Source organism: Rossellomorea sp. QJM3NY_18, from assembly GCF_056173145.1.
The window spans coordinates 3,610,761-3,633,227 of the sequence record NZ_CM149659.1 but is presented as its reverse complement, the minus strand read 5'-3'; the positions used below and the strand labels follow the sequence as shown (position 1 = coordinate 3,633,227).

Here is a 22,467-nt window from a genome sequence, read left to right as displayed (position 1 = left end):
AAAAAATGATATTATAACGAACTGTCGCATATTTATCTAATTTTAGAAGTACATGAATAGTGTTGATTGGAGCGGAAGATGGTCGACTCCTTCGGGAATAGCGGGAAAGTTGAGACCCCGCAGGGCGAAGCCCGAGGAGGCTCAACTCACGCCCCGAGGAAAGCGAGCAACTGGAGCGGAAATCAATCAGCACGATGCTGATAAAAACAGAAAAGTTTACGAAAGCAGTCATTTTCTTTCTACAAACGAGGACATATTTCTTGGGAAATGTTTCGAATCCGCTCACTTTTTGACTGGTCATCACCCAAATTCTTACTGTTCGACAAATAAGATACACTCATTCAAAACATGTCGAGAATGTCTAAAAGGGAAAAATACCTAAAAGTGGAATTGATACTATATAGAAGTTTCACTGGGAGGGTGTATTCATGCGAATATATTTAGAGGAATTAGTAGATCAGTGTCATTCTAGGTATCACTTAAGACTCTTGTTTCCAGACAGCCCATTTATTCTTCAATTTCATTGTGAAAAGGACCTATACGGGATATCCATTTCAAGCGGAGGTTGTGCTGTATTGACTGATGGTAGTGGGGAATCCCATTTTGTCATTGAGGGAAAAGAGAAGGACATGCTATCCCTACTTTCAGGAGAAGAACGATTGTCTCAACTGATCGAAAACGACATCCTGAAAGTCAGAGGAGGATACCGTCAGCTGTTATTTGTAGAGTCTGTCCTGTGGCTGACGAGGTCCAGGGTCAAGGAACCGGTTCAAGTATGAAAAAAAGAGAAAAAAGAATTGACACACTTCTATTTTCGATGATAGAATCTTCCATGTAGCAAATTTTCAGAGTCTTTAACAATTCAAAAAATTAAATAAATTGATACTTTACTCTTATTTAGAGAGGTGGAGGGACGTGCCCTATGAAGCCCGGCAACCGTCAATGAAAATTGAAATGGTGCCAATTCACTCAAAGCTTTTGCTTTGAAAGATGAGAGAAAGGATAGTCCTATATATGATTATGCCTTTCTGCTTATCGCAGGAAGGCATTTTTTATTGTTTGCGTAAAGGCTGTGTGAATGGCAAGCGTAATTTTAATTCTAATTAAAAATGTCGTTTTACTCGGAAAGAAGGTGGAGACAGCATGATTACTATTTCAAATGTGAAAAAAATCTTTCAATCAAAATCAGGACCTATTTCAGCCGTTGATGGCGTCAACATCGACATTGCCCAAGGAGAAATTTTTGGAGTGATTGGCTATAGTGGGGCAGGTAAGAGTACGTTGATCCGGATGCTCAATGGACTTGAAGTTCCCACAACTGGAACCGTGAATGTGAATGGGCAGATCGTTTCCCAAGTGAAAGGAAAACATCTTCGGCAGGCGAGGCAGTCAATAGGGATGATTTTTCAGCATTTCAATCTCCTGTGGTCACGCACGGTACTTGAAAATATCCAGTTTCCTTTAGAAATCGCTGGAGTTTCCAAGAAAGAGAGAATGAGAAGAGCCAACGAATTATTGGAGCTGGTTGGATTAGATGGAAGAGGGGACGCCTATCCGTCCCAGTTGAGCGGTGGACAGAAGCAGAGGGTCGGTATTGCGAGGTCCCTTGCAAATAATCCCAACGTCCTGCTTTGTGACGAAGCCACCTCTGCTTTAGATCCGCAAACAACCGATTCCATCCTTGATTTATTGGTGGATATTAATAAACGTTTAGGCCTGACCATCGTCCTGATCACCCATGAAATGCATGTGATCAAAAAAATCTGCCATCGTGTGGCGGTCATGGAACAAGGGAAGGTGGTAGAGCTTGGGGATGTTCTTGAGGTGTTCAGAAATCCCAAAGAGCAGGTGACGAAGCGATTTGTGAGAGAAGTATCTCAAGTGGAAGAAACAGGGGAAACGATCAATCACCTCTTAGCTCAGTATCCTAAAGGAAAAGTACTGAAATTCACCTTCGTTGGTGAATCGACTGAGCAACCGCTCATTACCAGCTTGATCCGAAGATTCGACCTGGATGTCAATATCCTTCAAGGACAGATTTCCCAAACGCAAAAAGGGGCTTATGGTACGCTATTCGTCCACCTTGATGGAAACGAAGAGACGATTCAGGCAGCCTTTGCCTTCGCTGAGAAACAGATGGTCAAAGTGGAGGTGATCCGAGGATGATAGAAAATTTATTTCCGAATGTGGACTGGGAGAAGATGTGGGAAGCGACTGTTGAAACCCTTTATATGACGGGGATGTCAGTCCTGATTACCTTCGTAGTAGGACTGATTCTTGGAATCCTGTTATTTCTTACATCCAAGGAAAATTTATGGGAAAACAAGCTTACTTATACCGTGACCAGTGCAGTGGTCAATGTATTCCGTTCGATTCCGTTCATTATCCTGATTGTATTACTGATTCCATTTACAAAATTCTTATTGGATACCATCCGTGGGGCGAACGCGGCCCTTCCCGCCCTGATCATCGGAGCAGCACCGTTTTACGCACGCATGGTTGAAATCGCATTAAGAGAAGTGAACAAAGGTGTCATCGAAGCAGCGAAAGCAATGGGAGCGAAAACAAGCACAATAATATGGAAAGTGCTTATTCCTGAATCTCTTCCGGCCTTGATCTCAGGTATCACGGTAACAGCCATCGCCCTGGTGGGGTACACGGCAATGGCGGGTGTCATCGGTGCAGGGGGATTGGGAAACCTCGCTTACCTGGATGGGTTTCAACGGAGCAGGGAGGATGTAACCCTTGCCGCAACCATCATGATTTTACTCGTTGTATTTGCAATACAACTTATTGGAGACTACTTCACAAATAAATTAGACAAACGATAAGAGGAGAGAAAACAGATGAAAAAATGGTTAGCAGGAATGGTAGCAGCAACAAGTATCTTTGGATTGGCAGCATGCGGGAGTGATTCCGGATCTGGAAGCGGAGACGTGAAGGAGTTAGTGGTAGGAGCTTCAAATGTTCCCCATGCAGAAATCCTAGAAAAAGTGAAACCGATTCTGGAAGATAAGGGAATCGACTTGCAAATTGAAACGTATCAGGACTATATCCTTCCAAATAAAGACTTGGATAATGGTGATTTGGATGCGAACTATTTCCAAACCGTACCTTACATGGACTTGCAGATGAAAGAGAATGAATATGATTTCGTCAATGCAGGCGGTATTCATATTGAGCCGATCGGCGTGTATTCCAAAAAGTATAAATCTCTTGAGGACCTTCCTGAAGGTGCCACGATCTTGATGAGTAATTCCGTATCCGATCATGGCCGCATCCTTACATTATTAGAGAAAAAGGGTCTGATTACGTTAAAGGACGGCGTTGAAAATACACAGGCTCAGCTGGAAGATATCAAAGAAAATCCAAAAAAACTGAAATTCGATTATGAGTATGAAGCGGCCCTCCTTCCGCAAATGTATGAAAATGAAGAAGGGGACGCAGTTGTGATCAACTCCAACTATGCCATAGATGCAGGCTTGAAACCCCTGGAGGACTCCATCGCCATCGAAGACAGCAACTCCCCGTATGTGAACGTAATAGCTGTGAATAAAGGCGACGAAAACAAAAAAGAAATAAAAGAACTGGTCAAAGCCCTGCGCTCAAAAGAAATCCAGGACTTCATCAAAGAAGAATGGGATGGAGCCGTTGTACCCGTAACCGAATAACAATAGGAAAGAGGCTGGGACATATTCTAATCCATTTCCTCTAAAGACGAACATAGTGGGGACTACTTGTTACACCGCTATTGATTTCCGTGCAAGACTTCGCTTTCCTCGGGCGGAAAGCGAGCACCTGGAGCGGAAATCAACCACTACTCACTACATTCAAAAGTATTTATATTTACGTATACAGCTAAATAATAAATCCGAACGACTTCGATTTAAAAAAGAATTTCGAAAGATCGTTCGGATTTTCTTTTAACAAAACACTCTTGTCCCAGTCGCTTTCTTTCATCAAGTGGTATCGGTAACTTTTTAACATATTCATTTCCAAATTGGCTCATACTATTTCCGATGAATCTATTTTCGAAATGGAGTTGGAATGATATGCAGATGGAACCTAGAAATACAACCGAAGCTGCCCTTCATGATTATAAAATGGGACTTGGAATCTTCACTGAGAAAATGCCTGAGCTTGCTGAGCAATATAATACGTTCACAGAGCACTGCTTCAGGGAAGGGATCCTTTCCAAAAAAGAAAAACAGTTGATAGCACTGGGAATCAGTCTCTATTCCCAGGATGAATATTGTATCATCTATCATACAAAAGGATGCCTCGATCAAGGATGTTCTGAAGAAGAGATCCTTGAAACCATCGGTGTAACAGCTGCATTCGGTGGAGGCGCAGTCATGAGTCAGGCCGTAACATTAGTACAACAGTCGATTCAGGATTTGAATCAATTAAAGCAATGAGTGCATCGAGAGGGAGAGATCCTTCTCTTTTTTTATGGATACGTTTACGAAAATCATAAATATGCGGACCTCCAGCAGTAATAAATATACATCCAAACTAATAATATTTCACCGGTGGACTATTATTTGGAAGTATAACGGCGGAATTTTGTGAAAACTTAAAGGTAGCCCCCGGGAATCAGGCTGACGGATGAATTTCAGAAAAAATGATGAAATACCGGTTTTGTCTTGTGAACGAGGGGGTAGTATAGTTGTAAAGTAATTAAAAACCTGAAAGGAATGATTCATTATCGACTCTCTTGAGAGTATCTCGTACACAAGTGAAATGGAGAAGGCAATGCATGGAGCCCATGGAATAGGTTATGAGGTGTACAAACGAAAGCATGATGTCAGAATGCAAGTAGAGAAGAAAAGAGAGCAGGATTACAAAGAAAGCCGGAGAATGATTGCGGCCCTTGATCGCAGGGTGCACGCTAATATATAATAAGGAAGAAAAAAGGAAACCAGTGTATAGACGATGCACTGGTTTTTTATTTATTAGAAATTAAATTTATGGCCATTGTAGGAAGCACAGGCTTTGAAAATTGATTGGAGCGGAAGGTGCTCGACTCCTGCGGGAAAAGCGGGAAAGTTGAGACCCCGCAGGGCTTTGCCCGAGGAGGCTCAACTCACGCCCCGAGGAAAGCGAGCACCTGCAGCGGAAATCAAATCACTCGCTATATGAAAAGCAAAATTTCTCACATAGTCTGCCTTAGGAAAACAGGTCATCGACACCCTACATTTTCCCACACATTTTGGCGAACAATAGAAAGGGTTTCTATCGTTCGGCTAACATGAACTGACAACTTGAAAAAGTTGATAATAGCTTTTATTTGTTATAAGATTGTAATGAGAATAAATTGAGAATGATTAAAGAATTATATTCTTAAATTCATTATAAAGTCACGGAGGTAAATATACATGGCAGGTTCTACTTTAACAATTAAAGATCTTCATGTTGAGATTGAAGGAAAGGAAATCCTGAAAGGGGTTAACCTTGAAATTAAAGGTGGAGAAATCCACGCGGTAATGGGACCGAATGGTACGGGTAAGTCAACTTTATCTTCTGCTATCATGGGTCATCCAAAGTATGAAGTGACAAAAGGAAGCATCACGTTCGACGGAGAAGATGTCCTTGAAATGGAAGTGGATGAGCGCGCTCGCGTAGGTCTATTCCTTGCAATGCAGTACCCAAGTGAAATCAATGGAGTAACGAACGCTGACTTCTTACGTTCAGCGATCAACAGCCGTCGCGAAGAAGGAGAAGAAATTTCTCTTATGAAATTCATCCGCAAGATGGATTCTGAAATGGAATACTTGGAAATGGATCCGGATATGGCTCAACGTTACCTGAACGAAGGATTCTCAGGCGGAGAGAAGAAACGCAACGAGATCCTTCAACTAATGATGATCCAACCTAAGATCGCTATCCTTGACGAGATCGATTCAGGTCTTGATATCGATGCGCTTAAAGTTGTTTCAAAAGGAATCAACAAAATGCGTGGGGAAGATTTCGGCTGCTTGATCATCACTCACTATCAGCGCCTTCTTAACTACATCACACCTGATCACGTTCACGTAATGATGCAGGGACGCATTGTAAAATCAGGCGGCGAAGAATTAGCACAGCGCCTTGAAGCAGAAGGATATGACTGGATTAAAGAAGAGCTGGGAATCAAAGACGAAACTGTCGGCCAAGAAGCGTAAGTGTTAGGGGGATGAAAATGACTGTAGAAACGAAACTACCAGTAGATCAAGACTATGTCAGCTCCTACTCAAAACAACTTGGAGAGCCGGATTGGTTAACAACCCTTCGTACAGATGCCTTTGGTAAAGTAAAGGATCTAAGCCTTCCAGTTGCTGATAAAACGAAAATCACAAATTGGAATTTTACTCAATTCCAAAAGCACACAGTGAATAGTGATACGTTTTCATCTTTGAGTGAGCTGCCAGATGAAGTGAAAGCATTAGTTGATTTAGAAAGCAAGGATCAAAGCCTTTATATTCAACGAAATAATACGCCAGCTTTTCTTTCTCTTTCAAACGAATTAAAAGACAACGGTGTTATTTTTACGGATATTTTTACAGCTGTAAAAGAGCACAGTGAGCTGGTACAGAAGTATTTCATGACTGAGGGCGTGAAAACGGATGAGCATAAGCTTACAGCCCTTCATGCTGCATTGATGAACGGCGGGGTCTTCCTGTATATTCCGAAGAACGTTGAACTTTCTCAACCGATTCAAGCGGTATACGTCCACGACAATGCTGAAGTTGCTATGTTCAACCATGTATTGGTGGTAGCTGAGGATAACAGTTCTGTGACATATGTTGAAAACTATATTTCCACCACAGATGTGGAAGATGGTGTCTATAACATCGTAACGGAAGTGTTGGCGAAGGATAATGCGAAAGTGGCATACGGTGCAGTGGATAACCTCTCAAGCGGAATCACGACTTACGTAAACCGTCGTGGAATAGCTGCAAGAGATGCACGCATCGAGTGGGCACTGGGATTGATGAACGATGGGGACACCGTTTCTGAAAACGTCACGAACCTTATGGGCGATGGCTCTTATGGCGATACGAAAACCGTAGTCGTTGGACGCGGGAAACAGAAACAGAACTTTACGACAAAGGTTGTTCACTACGGTAAAAATTCTGAAGGATACATCCTTAAGCATGGCGTCATGAAGGACGAATCATCTTCTATCTTCAACGGTATCGGTAAGATTGAACATGGTGCTTCCAAATCAAACGCCGAGCAGGAATCACGCGTATTGATGCTTAGCGAAAAAGCACGAGGGGATGCAAACCCGATCCTTCTCATTGATGAAGATGACGTAACGGCAGGACACGCTGCTTCAGTAGGGCGAGTGGATCCACTTCAACTTTACTATTTGATGAGCCGCGGGATTCCTCAGCATGAAGCTGAACGTCTTGTGATTCACGGCTTCCTGGCTCCAGTGGTAAAACAATTACCGATCGAAGGAGTCAAGAAACAGCTGGTTGAGGTAATTGAAAGGAAAGTAAACTAATGGATGTAAAAGAGATTCGCAAACAATTTCCGATTCTCGACCAGGAAGTAAATGGCCATCCACTCGTTTATCTTGATAGTGCCGCAACCTCTCAAAAGCCTGTTTCCGTCATAGAAGCAGTGAACGATTATTATCGTGGATATAATTCAAATGTTCACCGGGGAGTCCACACCCTTGGGACGAGAGCGACAGATGGTTATGAAGGTGCCCGTGAAAAGGTCCGCAATTTCATCAACGCTTCCTCGACTCAAGAAGTAATTTTTACCCGTGGTACGACAACTGCAATCAATACCGTTGCAGCAAGCTACGGTCGCGCCAACCTAACCGAGGGGGATGAAATTGTGATCACTCACATGGAGCATCACAGCAATATCATTCCTTGGCAGCAGTTAGCCAAAGAAACCGGAGCTGCATTAAAATATGTTCCTCTTCAGGAAGATGGCACGATTACGATTGAAGATGTACGAGCGACTGTGACATCACAAACGAAAATTGTTTCCATCATGATGGTTTCAAACGTGCTTGGTACAATGAATCCAATTAAAGAAATCACCAGGGTTGCTCATGAAAATGGAGCAGTCATGGTCGTTGACGGAGCACAGGCTGCTCCACATATGAAAGTCGACGTGCAAGATCTTGACTGTGATTTCTTTGCCTTTTCAGGTCATAAGATGGTAGGTCCTACAGGGATCGGAGTCCTTTACGGTAAGAAAAAACACCTGAACAAAATGGAACCGGTAGAATTCGGTGGAGAAATGATCGACTTTGTCGGACTTCAGGAATCCACTTGGAAAGAGCTACCGTGGAAGTTTGAAGGTGGTACACCGATCATTGCAGGTGCCATTGGACTTGGAGCTGCGATTGATTTCCTTGAAGAAGTAGGACTTCATAACATTGAAGAACATGAACATAAGCTTGCGGCTTATGCATTGGAGAAAATGAATGAAGTCGAAGGCATGAAAATTTTCGGACCAAGTGATCCCGGAAAACGGGCAGGTCTTGTTACGTTTAACATTGATGATGTTCATCCGCATGATGTGGCAACCGTACTTGATGCTGAAGGGATTGCCGTTCGCGCTGGTCATCACTGTGCACAACCGTTGATGAAGTGGTTGAACGTATCCGCAACGGCACGTGCCAGCTTCTATCTTTACAACACAGAAGAAGATATTGATAAACTTGTTGCCGGCCTGGTGAAGACAAAGGAGTTTTTCAGCGATGTCTTTTAATAATTTAGATCAGTTATATCGACAAGTCATCATGGATCATTATAAAAATCCACGTAATAAAGGTTCTTTAGAGGATGGAAGCTTTACCATCGATATGAATAACCCTACATGTGGAGACCGTATTCACCTTACGTTAAAGGTTGAAGATGGTGTCGTTCAGGATGCGAAGTTCGACGGAGAAGGTTGTTCCATCTCCATGGCTTCTGCGTCCATGATGACACAGGCGGTCAAGGGAAAAGAGATCGAGAAGGCACTCAAGCTCTCCAAGATCTTCTCTGATATGATGCAGGGCAATGATTATGACGACGATGTGGATTTAGGAGATATAGAAGCATTACAAGGAGTCGCGAAATTTCCGGCACGTATCAAATGTGCGACACTAGCCTGGAAAGCGATGGAAAAAGGAGTGCAGGAAGAAGAGCAGGAATAAGCTCTTCTCCGACTCTATCTAAGAATGGAGGAATCAACATGGCAAAGAAGATGCCTGAGATCGGAGACTATAAATATGGCTTTAGCGATAAAGACGTATCGATTTTCCGTTCTAAACGTGGTTTGACGCGAGAAATCGTTGAAGAAATTTCTCGTATGAAAGATGAGCCTAAGTGGATGCTTGATTTCCGTTTGAAGTCACTTGAGCATTTTTATAATATGTCTATGCCTCAATGGGGCGGAGACATGCAGGAACTGAACTTCGATGAGATCACTTACTATGTGAAACCTTCTGAAAAGTCAGAGCGCAGCTGGGATGAAGTACCTGAAGAAATCAAGCAAACGTTTGATAAATTAGGTATTCCGGAAGCTGAGCAAAAGTATCTTGCAGGGGTTTCTGCTCAGTATGAGTCAGAAGTTGTCTATCACAACATGCAATCGGATCTTGAAGACATGGGGATCGTTTTTAAAGATACAGATTCTGCCCTTAAAGAGAATGAAGAGCTTTTCCGCGAGCACTGGGCAAAGGTTATTCCTCCAACGGATAACAAGTTCGCTGCCCTTAACTCAGCGGTATGGTCCGGTGGATCTTTTATCTATGTTCCTAAAGGAATCAAGGTGGATACACCACTTCAAGCGTATTTCCGTATTAACTCAGAGAACATGGGTCAATTCGAGCGTACACTGATCATCGTCGACGAAGGTGCAAGTGTGCACTATGTCGAAGGGTGTACAGCACCGGTTTACACAACGAACTCACTTCACTCTGCAGTCGTTGAAATCATCATCAAGAAAGATGCGTACTGCCGTTATACAACGATTCAAAACTGGGCGAACAACGTGTTCAACCTGGTAACGAAACGTGCTGTATGTGAAGCGAACGCAACAATGGAATGGGTAGATGGAAACATCGGTTCTAAATTAACGATGAAATACCCAGCGGTTATCCTTAAAGGTGAAGGCGCTCGTGGTATGACACTATCCATCGCACTCGCGGGTAAAGGCCAGCATCAGGATGCCGGAGCGAAAATGATTCACCTGGCACCAAATACATCTTCTACAATCGTTTCTAAATCCATCTCCAAGCATGGTGGGAAAGTAACGTACCGTGGAATTGTACACTTTGGCCGTAAAGCAGAAGGCGCACGTTCAAACATTGAGTGTGATACGCTGATCATGGATAACCAATCAACTTCCGATACGATCCCTTACAACGAAATCCTTAACGATAACATCTCGTTAGAACACGAAGCGAAGGTATCAAAAGTATCCGAAGAACAATTATTCTATCTTATGAGCCGTGGTATTTCAGAGGAAGAAGCAACAGAAATGATCGTAATGGGCTTCATCGAGCCATTCACGAAAGAACTTCCAATGGAATACGCAGTTGAAATGAACCGCCTGATCAAGTTCGAAATGGAAGGTTCTATCGGTTAATAATCAATCAAACTCCCCTGATGAGTCATCAGGGGAGTTTTTTTCTGGCTCCAATCCCCACTATTTTTCCGCGATGAATCCAAAGATAAGAATTTCCATTTCCCTTATGATAAAATGGACATGTTCATAATAAAGTAGGTGAATGCTGATGATATACATAGGCGTTACAGGGTGGGGAGATCATGATACCCTCTATGAGAATGTTTCCCCCAGGGACAAATTAAAGGAATACGGAGCTCATTTCCCCATTGTGGAGGTGGACACGACGTTTTATGCTGTCCAGCCTATTCGAAATGCGGAGAAGTGGGTAAAGGAAACACCAGAGGACTTTAAATTTATTGTAAAAGCATATCAGGGAATGACTGGTCATCAGCGTGGTGAAATCCCTTTTGAAACAAAGGAAGAGATGTTCAGAGCTTTTAAAGAGTCCCTTGCTCCATACACGAATGCAGGGAAACTGGCAATGGTCCTCCTTCAATTCCCACCATGGTACGATTGTAAAAAAGAGAATGTCGATTATATACGGTATTGCAGGGAGCAATTGAAAGATCTTCCTGTATCACTTGAATTCCGCAATCAGAGCTGGTTCAGGTCCGAGTATCGGGACAAGACTTTGGCCTTCATGAAAAAGGAAGGGTGGATCCACAGCATTTGTGATGAACCCCAGGCAGGTGAAGGATCCGTGCCGCGGGTGCTGGAAGCGACGCATGAAGATGCCACTCTCATCCGGTTTCACGGCAGGAATCTCTATGGGTGGAATAAACCGAATGGCGAAGATTGGCGGGAGGTCCGCTATTTATATCGCTATAATCGTGCTGAGCTCGAGGAATGGATCCCCCATCTCCATCATTTGCACGAAAGCTCTAAGGATCTTTATATCCTTTTTAACAATAATTCAGGTGGAGACGCGGCTGATAATGCGAAAGAATTGATTGAATTATTGGGGCTTGAGTATGAAGGACTTGCCCCGAAGCAGCTGGATTTATTTTAGCCGACAGGAGATGAAAGGCAGATGGAATGGATTGTTCTTCTATCAATTGGGCTTTTGGCAGGTGCGATAGGATCACTGGTCGGTTTAGGCGGTGGTGTGATCATTGTACCGGCCCTGATTTATTTTGGTACATATACAAGCCTGGTAGAAGGGATGAACCCGCAGACCGCTGTGGGTACTTCACTGGTCATCATGATATTTACAGGGTTATCTTCCACCCTTGCATATTTAAAGCATAAAACCGTCGATTATAAAAGCGGATTGATCTTCTTTGCTGGGAGCGGACCCGGGTCGATACTTGGAGCCTGGGTGAACAAGGGACTGAATATGGAAAGCTTTAATCTTTATTTCGGCATTTTCATGATAGTGGTGGCCCTTATTCTGATGATCAGGAATAAATTAAAGCCTATAGAAAAATTCAGGGATGCATCTTTTCAGAGGGAATTTACCGATCCAAGTGGAGAAACCTTCCGGTATGGATATCCTCCGGCACTTGGAGTGTTGATCGCCTTTGTAGTTGGGTTTACATCGGGGTTGTTCGGCATTGGCGGCGGCTCTCTCATGGTCCCTGCCATGATTCTGATTTTTCTTTTCCCGCCCCATGTGGCTGTTGCAACATCGATGTTTATGATTTTCCTTTCGGCATTGGTGAGCTCGGGGACACATGTGTTGTTCGGGAATGTCAAATGGCTGTATGCGCTGGCTCTGATTCCGGGAGCCTGGATCGGGGCAAAGGCCGGGGCATATATCAATACGAAGCTCGAGTCCAAAGTATTGGTGAGCGTTTTGAGGATTATTTTGATTTTAATTGGTATTCGATTGATTTATCAAGGAATGACAGGATAACATTCCTCCAATAGGAGTGAACGATTTATGGGAGAAACCATTCATATTTATCATACGAACGATCTTCACAGTCACTTTGAGAACTGGCCAAGAATAAGGGATTTTTTAAAACGGAGAAAACAGAAGCATGTGAATGACGGAGATTCTGTGTATCTATTTGATATCGGTGATCATGTGGACCGCTGGCATCCATTGACAGAAGCGACGTTAGGAAAAGGGAACGTCAAGTTATTAAATGAAGCCGGGTTCGACGCTGTAACAATCGGAAACAATGAAGGGATCACATTGGATTATGATGATTTAAACAGCCTGTATGACAGTGCCCGGTTTGATGTGATTGTAGGAAACCTGTTCGATCGTTCCTCACGGCGTCCAGGATGGGTGGAGACTTACCGGATATATGAGACCGGCAGTGGTATGAGGATTGGCGTCCTAGGTTTAACGGCCTATTTCAAACCATTTTATAAAGCTCTCGGCTGGAACATTACCTCCCCTTTGGCTGAACTGAAGAAGTTGGTTCAGGAGGTTCGCCAAAGCGTCGATATGATCATACTCCTTTCCCATCTGGGGATAAGGGATGATGAGATGATCGGGGAACAATTCCCTGAAATAGACGTTATCCTTGGTGCCCATACTCACCATGTCTTGCCTCAGGGGAAAGAGGTGAATGGCACCATGCTCGGTGCTGCAGGAAAATATGGTCATTATGTCGGTCATATCACAATCGAGGTGGATACAGCCACCAAGCAGGTCATGGAAAAGAAGGCACGACTATATGAGCAGGGGGAACTTCCGGCTGTTGTGAAGGAAGCGGAGGAAAGAGATCAATGGATCCGGAAAGGGGAGGAGTTATTAAAGCAGGAAGTGACCTGCCTGACAAACGCTTTCCCGGTTGACTGGTTTCAGGCGTCTCCGCTTCCTGAAGTGCTTTGTGATGCACTAATGGAGTGGTGTGGAGCTGATTGCGGTTTCCTAAATGCGGGTCTTCTCATAGAGGGACTTGACGAAGGAATGGTGACAAAGCAGGATTTGCATCGCATCCTTCCCCACCCGATCAACCCCTGCATGATCCGAGTGAAGGGAGCCGAGCTGAAGGAAATCATTAAGCAGACTCTTAATGAGGACTGGCCGCAACTTGAAGTGAAAGGACTTGGTTTCAGGGGGAAAGTGATGGGAAGGTTCGTGTATTCGAATATCCACTTTGAAGACCATGACATCTTCATCGGAAACGGTCCGATCGAGTCCGGGAAGATATACAAGCTGGCCCTGCCGGATATGTTTACATTCGGCCACTTCTTTCCGGACCTACAGAGGCTCGAGAAGAAGTACTTTATGCCGGAATTTTTACGGGATGTCCTCGAATGGAAATTGAAACAGTAAATGTCTCACCGTTTCGACACTCATGACATACATATGAGTGAAGGGAGCGATGAAACATGATGAATGTATCTCCGATTACCATTGGGGGACATACCTTTACAGCGATTTCTGTTGCACTTCCGAAAACCAATCTTCTCGTCGTGACGAGTGAAAAAGGATATATCATGTGTGGGGCACTTGATGTTGCGCTGCTCAATGAAAAATTAAAGGACAGGGGGATCATCGCGGGAAGAGCGGTTGGTGTGAAAACCATCGATCAGCTCCTCGATGCGCCGCTGGAGTCCGTTACCTACGAAGCAGCGAATCTCGGCATCTACACGGGAATGGCCGGAAGGGACGCGCTGTTGAAAATGATATAGACATGAGAATGACCAGTACTCATTATTGAGTGGCTGGTCTTTATTTTTGAGGGAGTGATTGCGTCATTTTTAGAATTATTGCGTCAAAATCAATCGTAAAGTAATTGCGTCAATTAACAAAATAAGGTAATAAAACTCCTCTTCAACCGGCACGCGACACCTTCATAAAATTCATCTGAACCCTTCGATATTCTTTCATGAATATATAAACAAATACACCTTGCAAGCTCCTTTTTATCCTTTATAATGGAGATACTAGGAAATTTTGTCGAAAAATGAAATAATTACATAGGAGAATTCTATGAGGCTTATATCAACAAGGGCTTTGAAACCCGGCATGGTTCTAGCTACAACGGTATATAATATGAGAGGTCAAGCGTTGATTCATGATAATGTTCCCATTACAGAACGCATGATCCACAGATTGCAGGAGCTTAGTATTCAGTATGTTTATATTGAAGACTCTCTTTCAAGTGGAATCCATGTGAAGGGGACCGTTTCGAGTAAAGTGAGACAAGAGGCGGTTCAGAATATCGAGATGGCCTTCAATCAATTAAGCACCTCCAAAGAGAAGCCAAGTCTCCTTGTGATTGAAGATAGTGCCTCTCAATTAAAGCAGGTGATTGATGTCGTCCTGTCCGAGGTAAAGGCGAATCATGATCTTCTGACGATTTTGACAGATGTGTTTACATACGACTCCTATATATTTCATCACTCATTTAATGTTACGTTATATACACTTTCCATCGGTCTTGAACTTAAGCTTTCACAGAAGCAGCTGGAGCAGCTCGGGGTTGGGGCGATCCTCCATGATATCGGTAAGATGCTCGTGCCTGAAGAGATCCTGTTAAAGCCCGGGAAACTTACGGAAGACGAATTCTCGGAAATCAAGAAACACTCTGAACATGGCTTTGACATTCTGAGACAGCTTCATTCAGTTTCCCTGATCATCGCACACTGTGCCTATCAGCATCATGAGAGGCTCGATGGCTCGGGTTACCCGCGGGGGATCAAGGGTGAAGATATTCATCCGTTCGCAAAGATCATCGCTGTGGCCGATGTATTTGACGCCATGACGTCAAACCGGGTGTACAGGAAAGCCATGCTTCCTCATCAGGCATTGGAGGTCTTGTATGCGGGATCGGGAACATTGTTCGATTCAAATGTGATCGAAGCCTTCCGCTCATCGGTTGCGATGTATCCGAATGGCATGATCGTGGAACTGAATGATGGACGGAAAGCAATTGTGACCGATCAAAACAGGGGCGTCACAGACCGCCCTGTGGTACGAATCATCGAAGAAGATGGTCAGGAGTTAGACTCTCCTTATCCACTCGATTTAAGCAAGGAATTAGACAAGGTGATCACAGGCTTTGATCCGGATTATGAGCCGCAATCTCTTAAGATTAAATAATTTTTTGCGCTAAACCCTCCTTACAATGCATACAAATAGCTTGTAAGGGGGGATTTTTTTGTCAAAGTTCAAAACCTACAAACCCCGAAGAGGAGGTCCGCTGCCTTTTCGACATGTCATGATCATTACGTTTCTATTCTTTATGATTTCAACGGGATTCGGATTGTGGATCATTAACAAAGGGTTGAAGCCGACTCTCCTTGCGTATGCCGAAACACAAACAAGCAGGATCGGTACCCTGGTGATTAACAAAGCGATCAATAAGAAGATTGCCGACGTACTGGATATTTCAGATATAACAGAAGAAGTGAAGAATTCAGAAGGAGATATCGTTTCATTTAAATATAATACACAGACGATCAACAGGGTCCAGGCAGAAATTACGAATCTTGTGCAGCAGAATCTTCAGGAAGCAGAAGCGGGGAATATTGAAAATCTAGAATTTCTCACTGAAGTGGAGCTTGATGAAGGGAAGTCGAAAACCTCGAAGGGCATTACCTATTCTGTTCCATTGGGGCAGGCAACGAACAACGTATTGCTCGGGAACCTGGGGCCGAAAATCCCGATCCGCTTTCATTCCATCGGTGATGTACGTTCCGATGTGAAAACGACGGTTGAGCAGTTCGGGATCAATAATGCGGTTGTGAAGGTATTTGTGGAGCTTGAAGTGAATGTGCAGATCATCATCCCGTTTGCAACGAAAACCGAAACAATCAAGCAGGATATCCTGGTTGCGATGGGGACCGTTCATCTGGATGTACCGCAATTTTATAACAATGGTGGAGGGGAATCGAGTCCTTCCATCGAATTTCCCACAAATTAGTCAGGAAAAAAAGTTGTCAAAAGAATGATAGTTTGGTATATTAATAAAGAAAATTTTATAACACACCACATCATCAGTCCGATGGGGTAGAGGCGCAGAGTTCAAGAGTAAGCTGTTTGAGAATGACAACTGTGAGAACAGATGAAAGGGAACTTTTGCCGAAGTAATTATACATGTCAAATGTGTATTTGCTGGGGTTATCTTGAAGAAGGATAACACTGTCATTATAGGGAATCTCTATAATGGGGAGCTACAGATCGTGATGGAGCACTTAAATTACTTACTAAGGTAATGATAGCTTCTCTATCGTTGCCTTTTTTTATTATCCTCTATCATGCTACGATGGTTCCCCCCTATCAAATAGGAGGAGGACACTATGGAAAACACGATTTACTCATTATTACCACCCCTTTTAGCCATTCTTATGGTTATCCTTACAAGACGGGTTCTGCTTTCATTGGGAGTAGGAATCGTTGCGTCTGCCTTTCTGTTGGCAGATTTCTCAATTACCAAAACATTCAGCTTTATGTGGGACGCCTTTAAAGGCATCTTTGTCGCAGATGGCGGACTTAACACCTGGAATGTCTACATCATTTTCTTCTTACTCATTCTTGGTATCATCACGGCATTTGTGAATATTTCCGGCGGGAGCCGCGCATTCGGTGAATGGGCGATGAAACGTGTGAAGACACGACAGGGCGCACAGCTTCTAGCTGCGGTACTGGGTATCATCATTTTTATTGACGACTATTTTAATGCCCTTGCTGTCGGACAGGTTTCAAGACCCATCACGGATCGTCATAGAATCTCACGTGCTAAATTAGCCTATATCATTGATTCAACATCGGCTCCGATCTGTGTCGTATCCCCGATTTCAAGCTGGGGAGCGTATATTATCGGGATCATCGGCTCCATTCTTGCAACACATAATATCACGGAGTACACGGCATTCTCAGCGTTCATTCAAATGATTCCAATGAACCTATATGTATGGGCGGCAGTACTGCTTGTCGTCATGGTTGCCTATAAGGGACTCGATTTTGGAAAAATGAAAGAGCATGAAGTACGGGCCCTTGAAACGGGAGATCTTTATGATCCAGGCAAGGAGATTCCCGGCGAATTGAAAAATGATCTCCCAGTCAGCTCAAAAGGCTCGGTAGGCGATCTTGTCTGGCCGATCGTTGCCCTTGTCATCGGGACTGTTTCCATGATGCTGTGGACTGGATATCAAGCGGTGGGATCCTTTGACCTGCTGCCGATCTTTGAAAATACGGATGTAACCAAATCCTTATTGTATGGTGGATTATTCGGACTTCTTATTTCCCTGATTTTCTTCCTTCGCCAAGTCAGCTTGAAAGGAATCGAAGCGGGTGCGATCGGGACAGCTGTAGTGGAAGGTATCAAGTCGATGCTGCCGGCTGTTTACATCCTGATATTTGCATGGACGATCGTGACACTCATCGATCAGCTGCAGACGGGTACGTATCTTGCTGGCCTCGTTGAACAATCGAATCTGCCGATGCAGGCACTTCCGGTCATCTTATTCCTGGTTGCCGGCATCATGGCATTCTCAACAGGAACATCATGGGGATCGTTTGGTATATTACTGCCGATCGCAGGTGAAATTGCTGCAGCTTCAGACGTGAGCATCTTACTGCCTGCCATGGCAGCGGTACTGGCGGGATCTGTATTGGGTGATCACTGCTCACCTATTTCTGATACAACGATCCTTTCTTCCACAGGAGCGGGAAGCAACCATATCGATCACGTGCTCACACAGCTTCCATATGCCGTAATCGGTGCGGTTGTTGCAGCCATCGGTTACCTTGTATTGGGGTTCACCGGCAGCACCATTCTTGGTCTCGCCGTAGTCATCATTTTGATCTTGGCCTTTTCCTTTTTGTTCGGTGAAAAAGCAAAGCCTGCATCTGCAGAGTAATTCATAAAAACCAGGAGCCATGTAGGCTTCTGGTTTTTTTATGGATTCACATAGAGTTCTCCTCTTGATCCTATCGTCTCCTGTTCTCCAAAATTCGACAAAATTCTTATAGTGAAATAGTACTGTAGAAATTTGGTGAATTTCTCAATAAATCACTAAAATAAAGCTTTGACAATTGGCCTGGAACTAGCTATACTGACTTTAGATTATAAATAATCTGAAAATATAAAAATTTCAAATACCTCATGGGGGGTAGTTGGAAAGAACTAGGGGGGAACAGCATGGAGAAACGTGCACAATTTGGGACACGGGCAGGATTTATTCTGGCAGCTGTCGGTTCAGCAATCGGACTGGGGAACATTTGGCGTTTTCCGGCAGTGGCGTATGAAAATGGTGGGGGAGCTTTCTTTATTCCTTATTTATTCGCTCTTCTAACAGCAGGTATTCCATTATTAGTACTTGAATTTACAATTGGTCATAAGTACCGTGGTTCAGCACCGTTATCTTATTTCCGTCTTAATAAGAAAACAGAATGGCTTGGATGGTGGCAGGTCTTAATTGCATTCGTCATCTCTACCTATTATGCCGTCATTATCGCATGGGCGATGTCGTACAGTGTATTTTCTTTCAATTTAGGCTGGGGGAAGGATACAGAGTCATTCCTGTTCAATGATTATTTAAAATTGACCGTGGACGCGGGTCAGACGGGAAGTGTGGTTCCTGGGGTATTCATCCCGCTTGTAATTGTATGGGCCGTTACACTGGGTATTCTTTTCAAAGGTGTAAAGAAAGGAATCGAAGTAGCGAATAAAATCTTTATTCCAGCACTTGTTATCTTATTCTTAATTATCGTTGTTCGCGCTTTAACTTTACCCGGCGCGATGGATGGTCTGGATGCGTTCTTCAAGCCTGACTTCAGTAAAATTGCCGATCCGGGTGTGTGGGTGGCGGCATATGGACAGATTTTCTTCAGCTTATCCATTGCCTTTGCCATCATGATTACGTACTCAAGTTATTTGCCAAAGAAATCGGATATTACGAACAATGCGTTCATTACAGGGTTCAGTAACTCCGGCTTTGAATTATTGGCAGGTATCGGGGTGTTTGCGGCACTTGGTTTCATGGCCCAATCACAAGGTGTGGCAGTGCAGGATGTAGTAAGCGGCGGTGTGGGTCTGGCGTTTGTTGTCTTCCCGCAGATCATTAACGAATTCCCGGCATTCAACGAAGTATTTGGTTTCTTATTCTTTGTTTCACTTGTACTGGCCGGTCTGTCTTCGTTGATTTCCATTTCGGAAACCTATGTAGCAGCCGTATCTGAGAAGTTCGGGATTTCCCGTAACAAAGCCGTACTTTTCGGTGGTGGACTTTCAGCTATCGTTTCCATTCTTTTTGCCACACAGGGTGGACTGTTATTCCTAGATGTAGCGGATTACTTCATCAACCAATTCGGAGTGGCGTTTGTCGGATTAGTGGAAGTAGTCGTGATCGCCTGGTTCCTGCGCAAGCTGGGAGGATTCCAATCCCATGCGAATGGAATTTCGGATATCCAGCTTGGTGCCTGGTGGAAAGTATGTCTCGGCGTTATCACACCGATCGTGCTTGGATGGATGATGTTCGGATTATTCAAAATGAATTTACTAAAAGAGTTTGAAACGGAAACTGGTAACTACGAAGGATATTCAGATGCTTTCATTCTGTACAGTGGATGGTTCGTAGCTGCCTTTGCCATCATTGTAGGAGTGGCCTTCGGATTTAAACGCTGGCATGCCAAGACAGAAGCCGATAGCTATAAGGGGGTAAGCTAACATGACTGGTAGCGCAATTACAATGATGATAGTCGGAATGGTCATCATCTGGGGTGGATTAGCAGCTAGTATCATGAACGCTGTTTCCAAATCAAAAAAGCAGGTATAGAGAAAGAAGCAGACGATGGAATGTCCATTGTCTGCTTTTTTAATGTTTCTTGCTTTTGATCCTGTCCTGGCGTTCCCACATTCTTAGATGGGGGTAGGGATCAAAGGACCATTCAGTAAGGCCATTATCCTTATACATTCCATAATGCAAATGCGGCGGGAATTTCCCTGACGTTCCCGGAGGTCCATATCCCGAGCTTCCGACACCGCCGATCACCATGCCCGGCTCAACCACTTGTCCGACATGAAGATCTTTGGCAAAACCACTCAAATGGGCAAAATAATGATACGTATTATTGATGTCACGTATCCCGATGCGCCAGCCTCCATAACGATTCCAGCCTTTCATCTCGATGATGCCGTAAGATGTTGCTCTCACCGGTACACCATAATCAGCGAAGAGGTCCGTCCCTTCATGGATCCGTCTTCCACCCCATCCACGGGCATCTCCCCATGTGTTCCGGTAACTATAGTTAAATCTCAGGGGAAGCGGAAAGGCTTTTTGATTGAGATGAATCGTTCCGTACTGTTTATATATTTTGGCATTTCCCATTATGATACTGACGGTTTTATCCCGCTTGTAATAATCCCAGAGGGCAAGCTTGAAGTTGTCGTGATCAATGCCATAACGGAGTATGAAGTCGGTTAGAGCGGCAAGGATATCTTCATCACTTTTCAGGCTAGCTTTCCCGTCATGATCCCCGTCCCGACCGATTCCATTGAAAAGCGCGATCGTTTCAGGATTGTCATCTTCGGGGTGGGGGTTCAAAGGACCGACCCACTTTTCAGGCTCTACATAAATCGAAATGAAAGAGGATGGTTTATCCCTGTCTTTACGGGCAAACCGGAGACTGCGTTCATACTGATCGATGGCAGCCAGGTAGTACCAGGGGATATGCGTCAAAGCCTCGCTTTTTTGAAATAATTCCATTCGTTTCGTGTAAATTTGTTCATCCGTAAGCTTTTCTGCTGCATAGCTCTTAAACGGACTGATCGCTAAGAAAAATACGATGCAAAAGATCAATCGTTTGTACAAAATCATCCCTCCATTTTTAGGGTCCTATATGTAGTTTGTATCGTTCCGGGGGATTCATAATCATCAATAAATGGTAATAGGGCATCACATGCTTGTTTTCACTTTTTTAGTATGATAAAGTGACAAAAGAAGTATATTGATGATGGCTTTTTTTACATAGGATGAACGAGACAACGTTTCACTCTTTGCCTAAGTCAGAATTATTTAGGATTGGAGATGAGGGGTATGAGTAAGAAAGATGAACACATTCGTAAACCGGATTGGCTTAAGATTAAGCTGAATACGAACGATAATTATATGGGTCTGAAAAAAATGATGCGTGAAAACAATCTTCATACAGTTTGTGAAGAGGCCCGTTGTCCTAATATTCATGAGTGCTGGGGAACGAGACGTACGGCCACGTTCATGATCCTGGGTGACATTTGTACACGTGCCTGCCGTTTCTGTGCCGTTAAAACAGGACTTCCGACTGAATTAGACTTGAAAGAGCCTGAACGTGTTGCGGATTCCGTACAATTAATGAACTTGAAACACGTCGTTATTACAGCGGTTGCCCGTGATGACCTGAAAGACGGCGGTTCACAAGTCTTTGCTGAAACCGTCCGCGCCATCCGTCGTAAGAGCCCGTTTACATCCATCGAAGTGCTGCCTTCTGATATGGGTGGGGTATTCGAAAATATCAAGACATTGATGGATGCCAAGCCTGACATCATGAACTACAATGTCGAAACCGTCCGCCGCCTGACTCCAAGAGTTCGTGCCCGTGCGACTTACGACCGGACATTGGAATTCCTCCGCCGAGCGAAAGAATTGAATCCGGAGATCCCTACGAAATCGAGCATCATGGTTGGTCTCGGGGAAACGAAGGAAGAAATTCTCGAAACGATGGATGATCTACGTGCCCATCATGTTGATATCGTGACATTAGGTCAATATCTGCAACCATCGAAGAAGCACTTGAAGGTTCAAAAATATTATCATCCTGATGAATTTGCCGAACTTCGTGAAGCGGCAATGGAAAAAGGCTTCAGCCACTGTGAAGCAGGTCCTCTTGTTCGTTCTTCTTACCATGCCGATGAGCAGGTAAACGCAGCAGCGAAATCCAGACAAGCTAAAGGTGAGCAGGAAGTACAGAACGCATAATTTCATATAACTAGAAAAGGACTGACCTGTCGG

The 22,467-nt window shown here is 44.0% G+C and carries 22 protein-coding genes and 2 riboswitches; of the genes, 21 read left to right on the top strand and 1 reads right to left on the bottom strand.

The features are described 5' to 3' along the window. Positions 1-428: 428 nt before the first annotated feature. The 20 genes from AC0VXY_RS18845 (at position 429) to AC0VXY_RS18750 (ending at position 20,256) form a co-directional block, all read left to right on the top strand. Entirely contained in the window at positions 429-779 is a 351-nt protein-coding gene (locus AC0VXY_RS18845; RefSeq protein ID WP_435989378.1) for an SCP2 sterol-binding domain-containing protein, read from the top strand. Between the two features lie 111 nt (positions 780-890). Beyond that, positions 891-997, top strand: a riboswitch (SAM riboswitch). A 146-nt stretch (positions 998-1,143) separates the two neighbouring features. Then, entirely contained in the window at positions 1,144-2,166 is a 1,023-nt protein-coding gene (locus AC0VXY_RS18840) for a methionine ABC transporter ATP-binding protein (protein WP_475526154.1), read from the top strand. Next, positions 2,163-2,831, top strand: a complete 669-nt coding sequence (locus AC0VXY_RS18835) for a methionine ABC transporter permease (protein ID WP_475526153.1) — start codon at positions 2,163-2,165, stop codon at positions 2,829-2,831. Before AC0VXY_RS18840 ends, AC0VXY_RS18835 begins: the two co-directional genes overlap by 4 nt. Positions 2,832-2,846: 15 nt before the next feature. After that, the gene (locus tag AC0VXY_RS18830) at positions 2,847-3,671 is read left to right on the top strand and encodes a MetQ/NlpA family ABC transporter substrate-binding protein (RefSeq protein WP_475526151.1); all 825 of its coding nucleotides are present in this window, start codon (positions 2,847-2,849) and stop codon (positions 3,669-3,671) included. A gap of 381 nt (positions 3,672-4,052) precedes the next feature. Beyond that, entirely contained in the window at positions 4,053-4,418 is a 366-nt protein-coding gene (locus AC0VXY_RS18825; RefSeq protein ID WP_435989383.1) for a carboxymuconolactone decarboxylase family protein, read from the top strand. A 325-nt stretch (positions 4,419-4,743) separates the two neighbouring features. Continuing rightward, positions 4,744-4,902, top strand: a complete 159-nt coding sequence (locus tag AC0VXY_RS18820; RefSeq protein ID WP_475526150.1) for a YuzK family famiily protein — start codon at positions 4,744-4,746, stop codon at positions 4,900-4,902. A 476-nt stretch (positions 4,903-5,378) separates the two neighbouring features. After that, positions 5,379-6,164: a Fe-S cluster assembly ATPase SufC gene (gene sufC / locus AC0VXY_RS18815; protein ID WP_060673045.1), complete on the top strand. Its 786-nt coding sequence runs from the start codon at positions 5,379-5,381 to the stop codon at positions 6,162-6,164. A 17-nt stretch (positions 6,165-6,181) separates the two neighbouring features. Continuing rightward, on the top strand, positions 6,182-7,492 hold the full coding sequence (gene sufD, locus AC0VXY_RS18810) for a Fe-S cluster assembly protein SufD (RefSeq protein ID WP_435989386.1): 1,311 nt from the start codon (positions 6,182-6,184) through the stop codon (positions 7,490-7,492). Continuing rightward, positions 7,492-8,721, top strand: a complete 1,230-nt coding sequence (locus AC0VXY_RS18805) for a cysteine desulfurase (RefSeq protein WP_435989387.1) — start codon at positions 7,492-7,494, stop codon at positions 8,719-8,721. Before sufD ends, AC0VXY_RS18805 begins: the two co-directional genes overlap by 1 nt. Next, complete coding sequence (gene sufU / locus AC0VXY_RS18800; protein ID WP_034763670.1) at positions 8,711-9,151, top strand: Fe-S cluster assembly sulfur transfer protein SufU; 441 nt, start codon at positions 8,711-8,713, stop codon at positions 9,149-9,151. The genes AC0VXY_RS18805 and sufU overlap by 11 nt, the downstream gene beginning before the upstream one ends. Positions 9,152-9,189: 38 nt before the next feature. Continuing rightward, positions 9,190-10,587, top strand: coding sequence for a Fe-S cluster assembly protein SufB (gene sufB / locus AC0VXY_RS18795; RefSeq protein ID WP_113969016.1), 1,398 nt, complete (start codon positions 9,190-9,192; stop codon positions 10,585-10,587). A gap of 148 nt (positions 10,588-10,735) precedes the next feature. Further along, positions 10,736-11,578, top strand: coding sequence for a DUF72 domain-containing protein (locus AC0VXY_RS18790; protein ID WP_475526149.1), 843 nt, complete (start codon positions 10,736-10,738; stop codon positions 11,576-11,578). A gap of 21 nt (positions 11,579-11,599) precedes the next feature. Continuing rightward, positions 11,600-12,424 carry a sulfite exporter TauE/SafE family protein gene (locus AC0VXY_RS18785; protein WP_475526148.1) on the top strand — a complete coding sequence of 275 codons (825 nt, stop codon included), beginning with the start codon at positions 11,600-11,602 and terminating at the stop codon, positions 12,422-12,424. Between the two features lie 27 nt (positions 12,425-12,451). Then, complete coding sequence (locus AC0VXY_RS18780) at positions 12,452-13,804, top strand: bifunctional metallophosphatase/5'-nucleotidase (protein ID WP_475526147.1); 1,353 nt, start codon at positions 12,452-12,454, stop codon at positions 13,802-13,804. A gap of 56 nt (positions 13,805-13,860) precedes the next feature. Further along, entirely contained in the window at positions 13,861-14,163 is a 303-nt protein-coding gene (locus tag AC0VXY_RS18775; RefSeq protein WP_261749754.1) for a YunC family protein, read from the top strand. A gap of 301 nt (positions 14,164-14,464) precedes the next feature. After that, complete coding sequence (locus AC0VXY_RS18770) at positions 14,465-15,577, top strand: HD-GYP domain-containing protein (protein WP_475526146.1); 1,113 nt, start codon at positions 14,465-14,467, stop codon at positions 15,575-15,577. 58 nt (positions 15,578-15,635) lie between these two features. Further along, positions 15,636-16,400: a sporulation protein YunB gene (gene yunB / locus AC0VXY_RS18765; RefSeq protein WP_435989413.1), complete on the top strand. Its 765-nt coding sequence runs from the start codon at positions 15,636-15,638 to the stop codon at positions 16,398-16,400. A gap of 79 nt (positions 16,401-16,479) precedes the next feature. Beyond that, positions 16,480-16,661: riboswitch (Lysine riboswitch) on the top strand. Between the two features lie 115 nt (positions 16,662-16,776). Beyond that, a complete protein-coding gene (locus AC0VXY_RS18760; protein WP_435989414.1) occupies positions 16,777-18,339 on the top strand; it encodes a Na+/H+ antiporter NhaC family protein in 1,563 nt (520 codons plus the stop codon). A 281-nt stretch (positions 18,340-18,620) separates the two neighbouring features. After that, positions 18,621-20,147, top strand: coding sequence for a sodium-dependent transporter (locus AC0VXY_RS18755; RefSeq protein WP_435989415.1), 1,527 nt, complete (start codon positions 18,621-18,623; stop codon positions 20,145-20,147). A gap of 1 nt (position 20,148) precedes the next feature. Continuing rightward, positions 20,149-20,256, top strand: coding sequence for a methionine/alanine import family NSS transporter small subunit (locus AC0VXY_RS18750; RefSeq protein ID WP_079532007.1), 108 nt, complete (start codon positions 20,149-20,151; stop codon positions 20,254-20,256). A gap of 39 nt (positions 20,257-20,295) precedes the next feature. Here the strand turns inward: AC0VXY_RS18750 and AC0VXY_RS18745 are convergent, their stop codons facing one another. Next, positions 20,296-21,297 (bottom strand): M23 family metallopeptidase, encoded by a 1,002-nt coding sequence (locus AC0VXY_RS18745; RefSeq protein WP_475526145.1) that lies wholly within the window; start codon positions 21,295-21,297, stop codon positions 20,296-20,298. Positions 21,298-21,516: 219 nt separating this feature from the next. Here AC0VXY_RS18745 and lipA point away from each other — a divergent pair, with 219 nt between their 5' ends. After that, positions 21,517-22,434 carry a lipoyl synthase gene (lipA, locus tag AC0VXY_RS18740; RefSeq protein WP_435989417.1) on the top strand — a complete coding sequence of 306 codons (918 nt, stop codon included), beginning with the start codon at positions 21,517-21,519 and terminating at the stop codon, positions 22,432-22,434. Positions 22,435-22,467 lie beyond the last annotated feature (33 nt).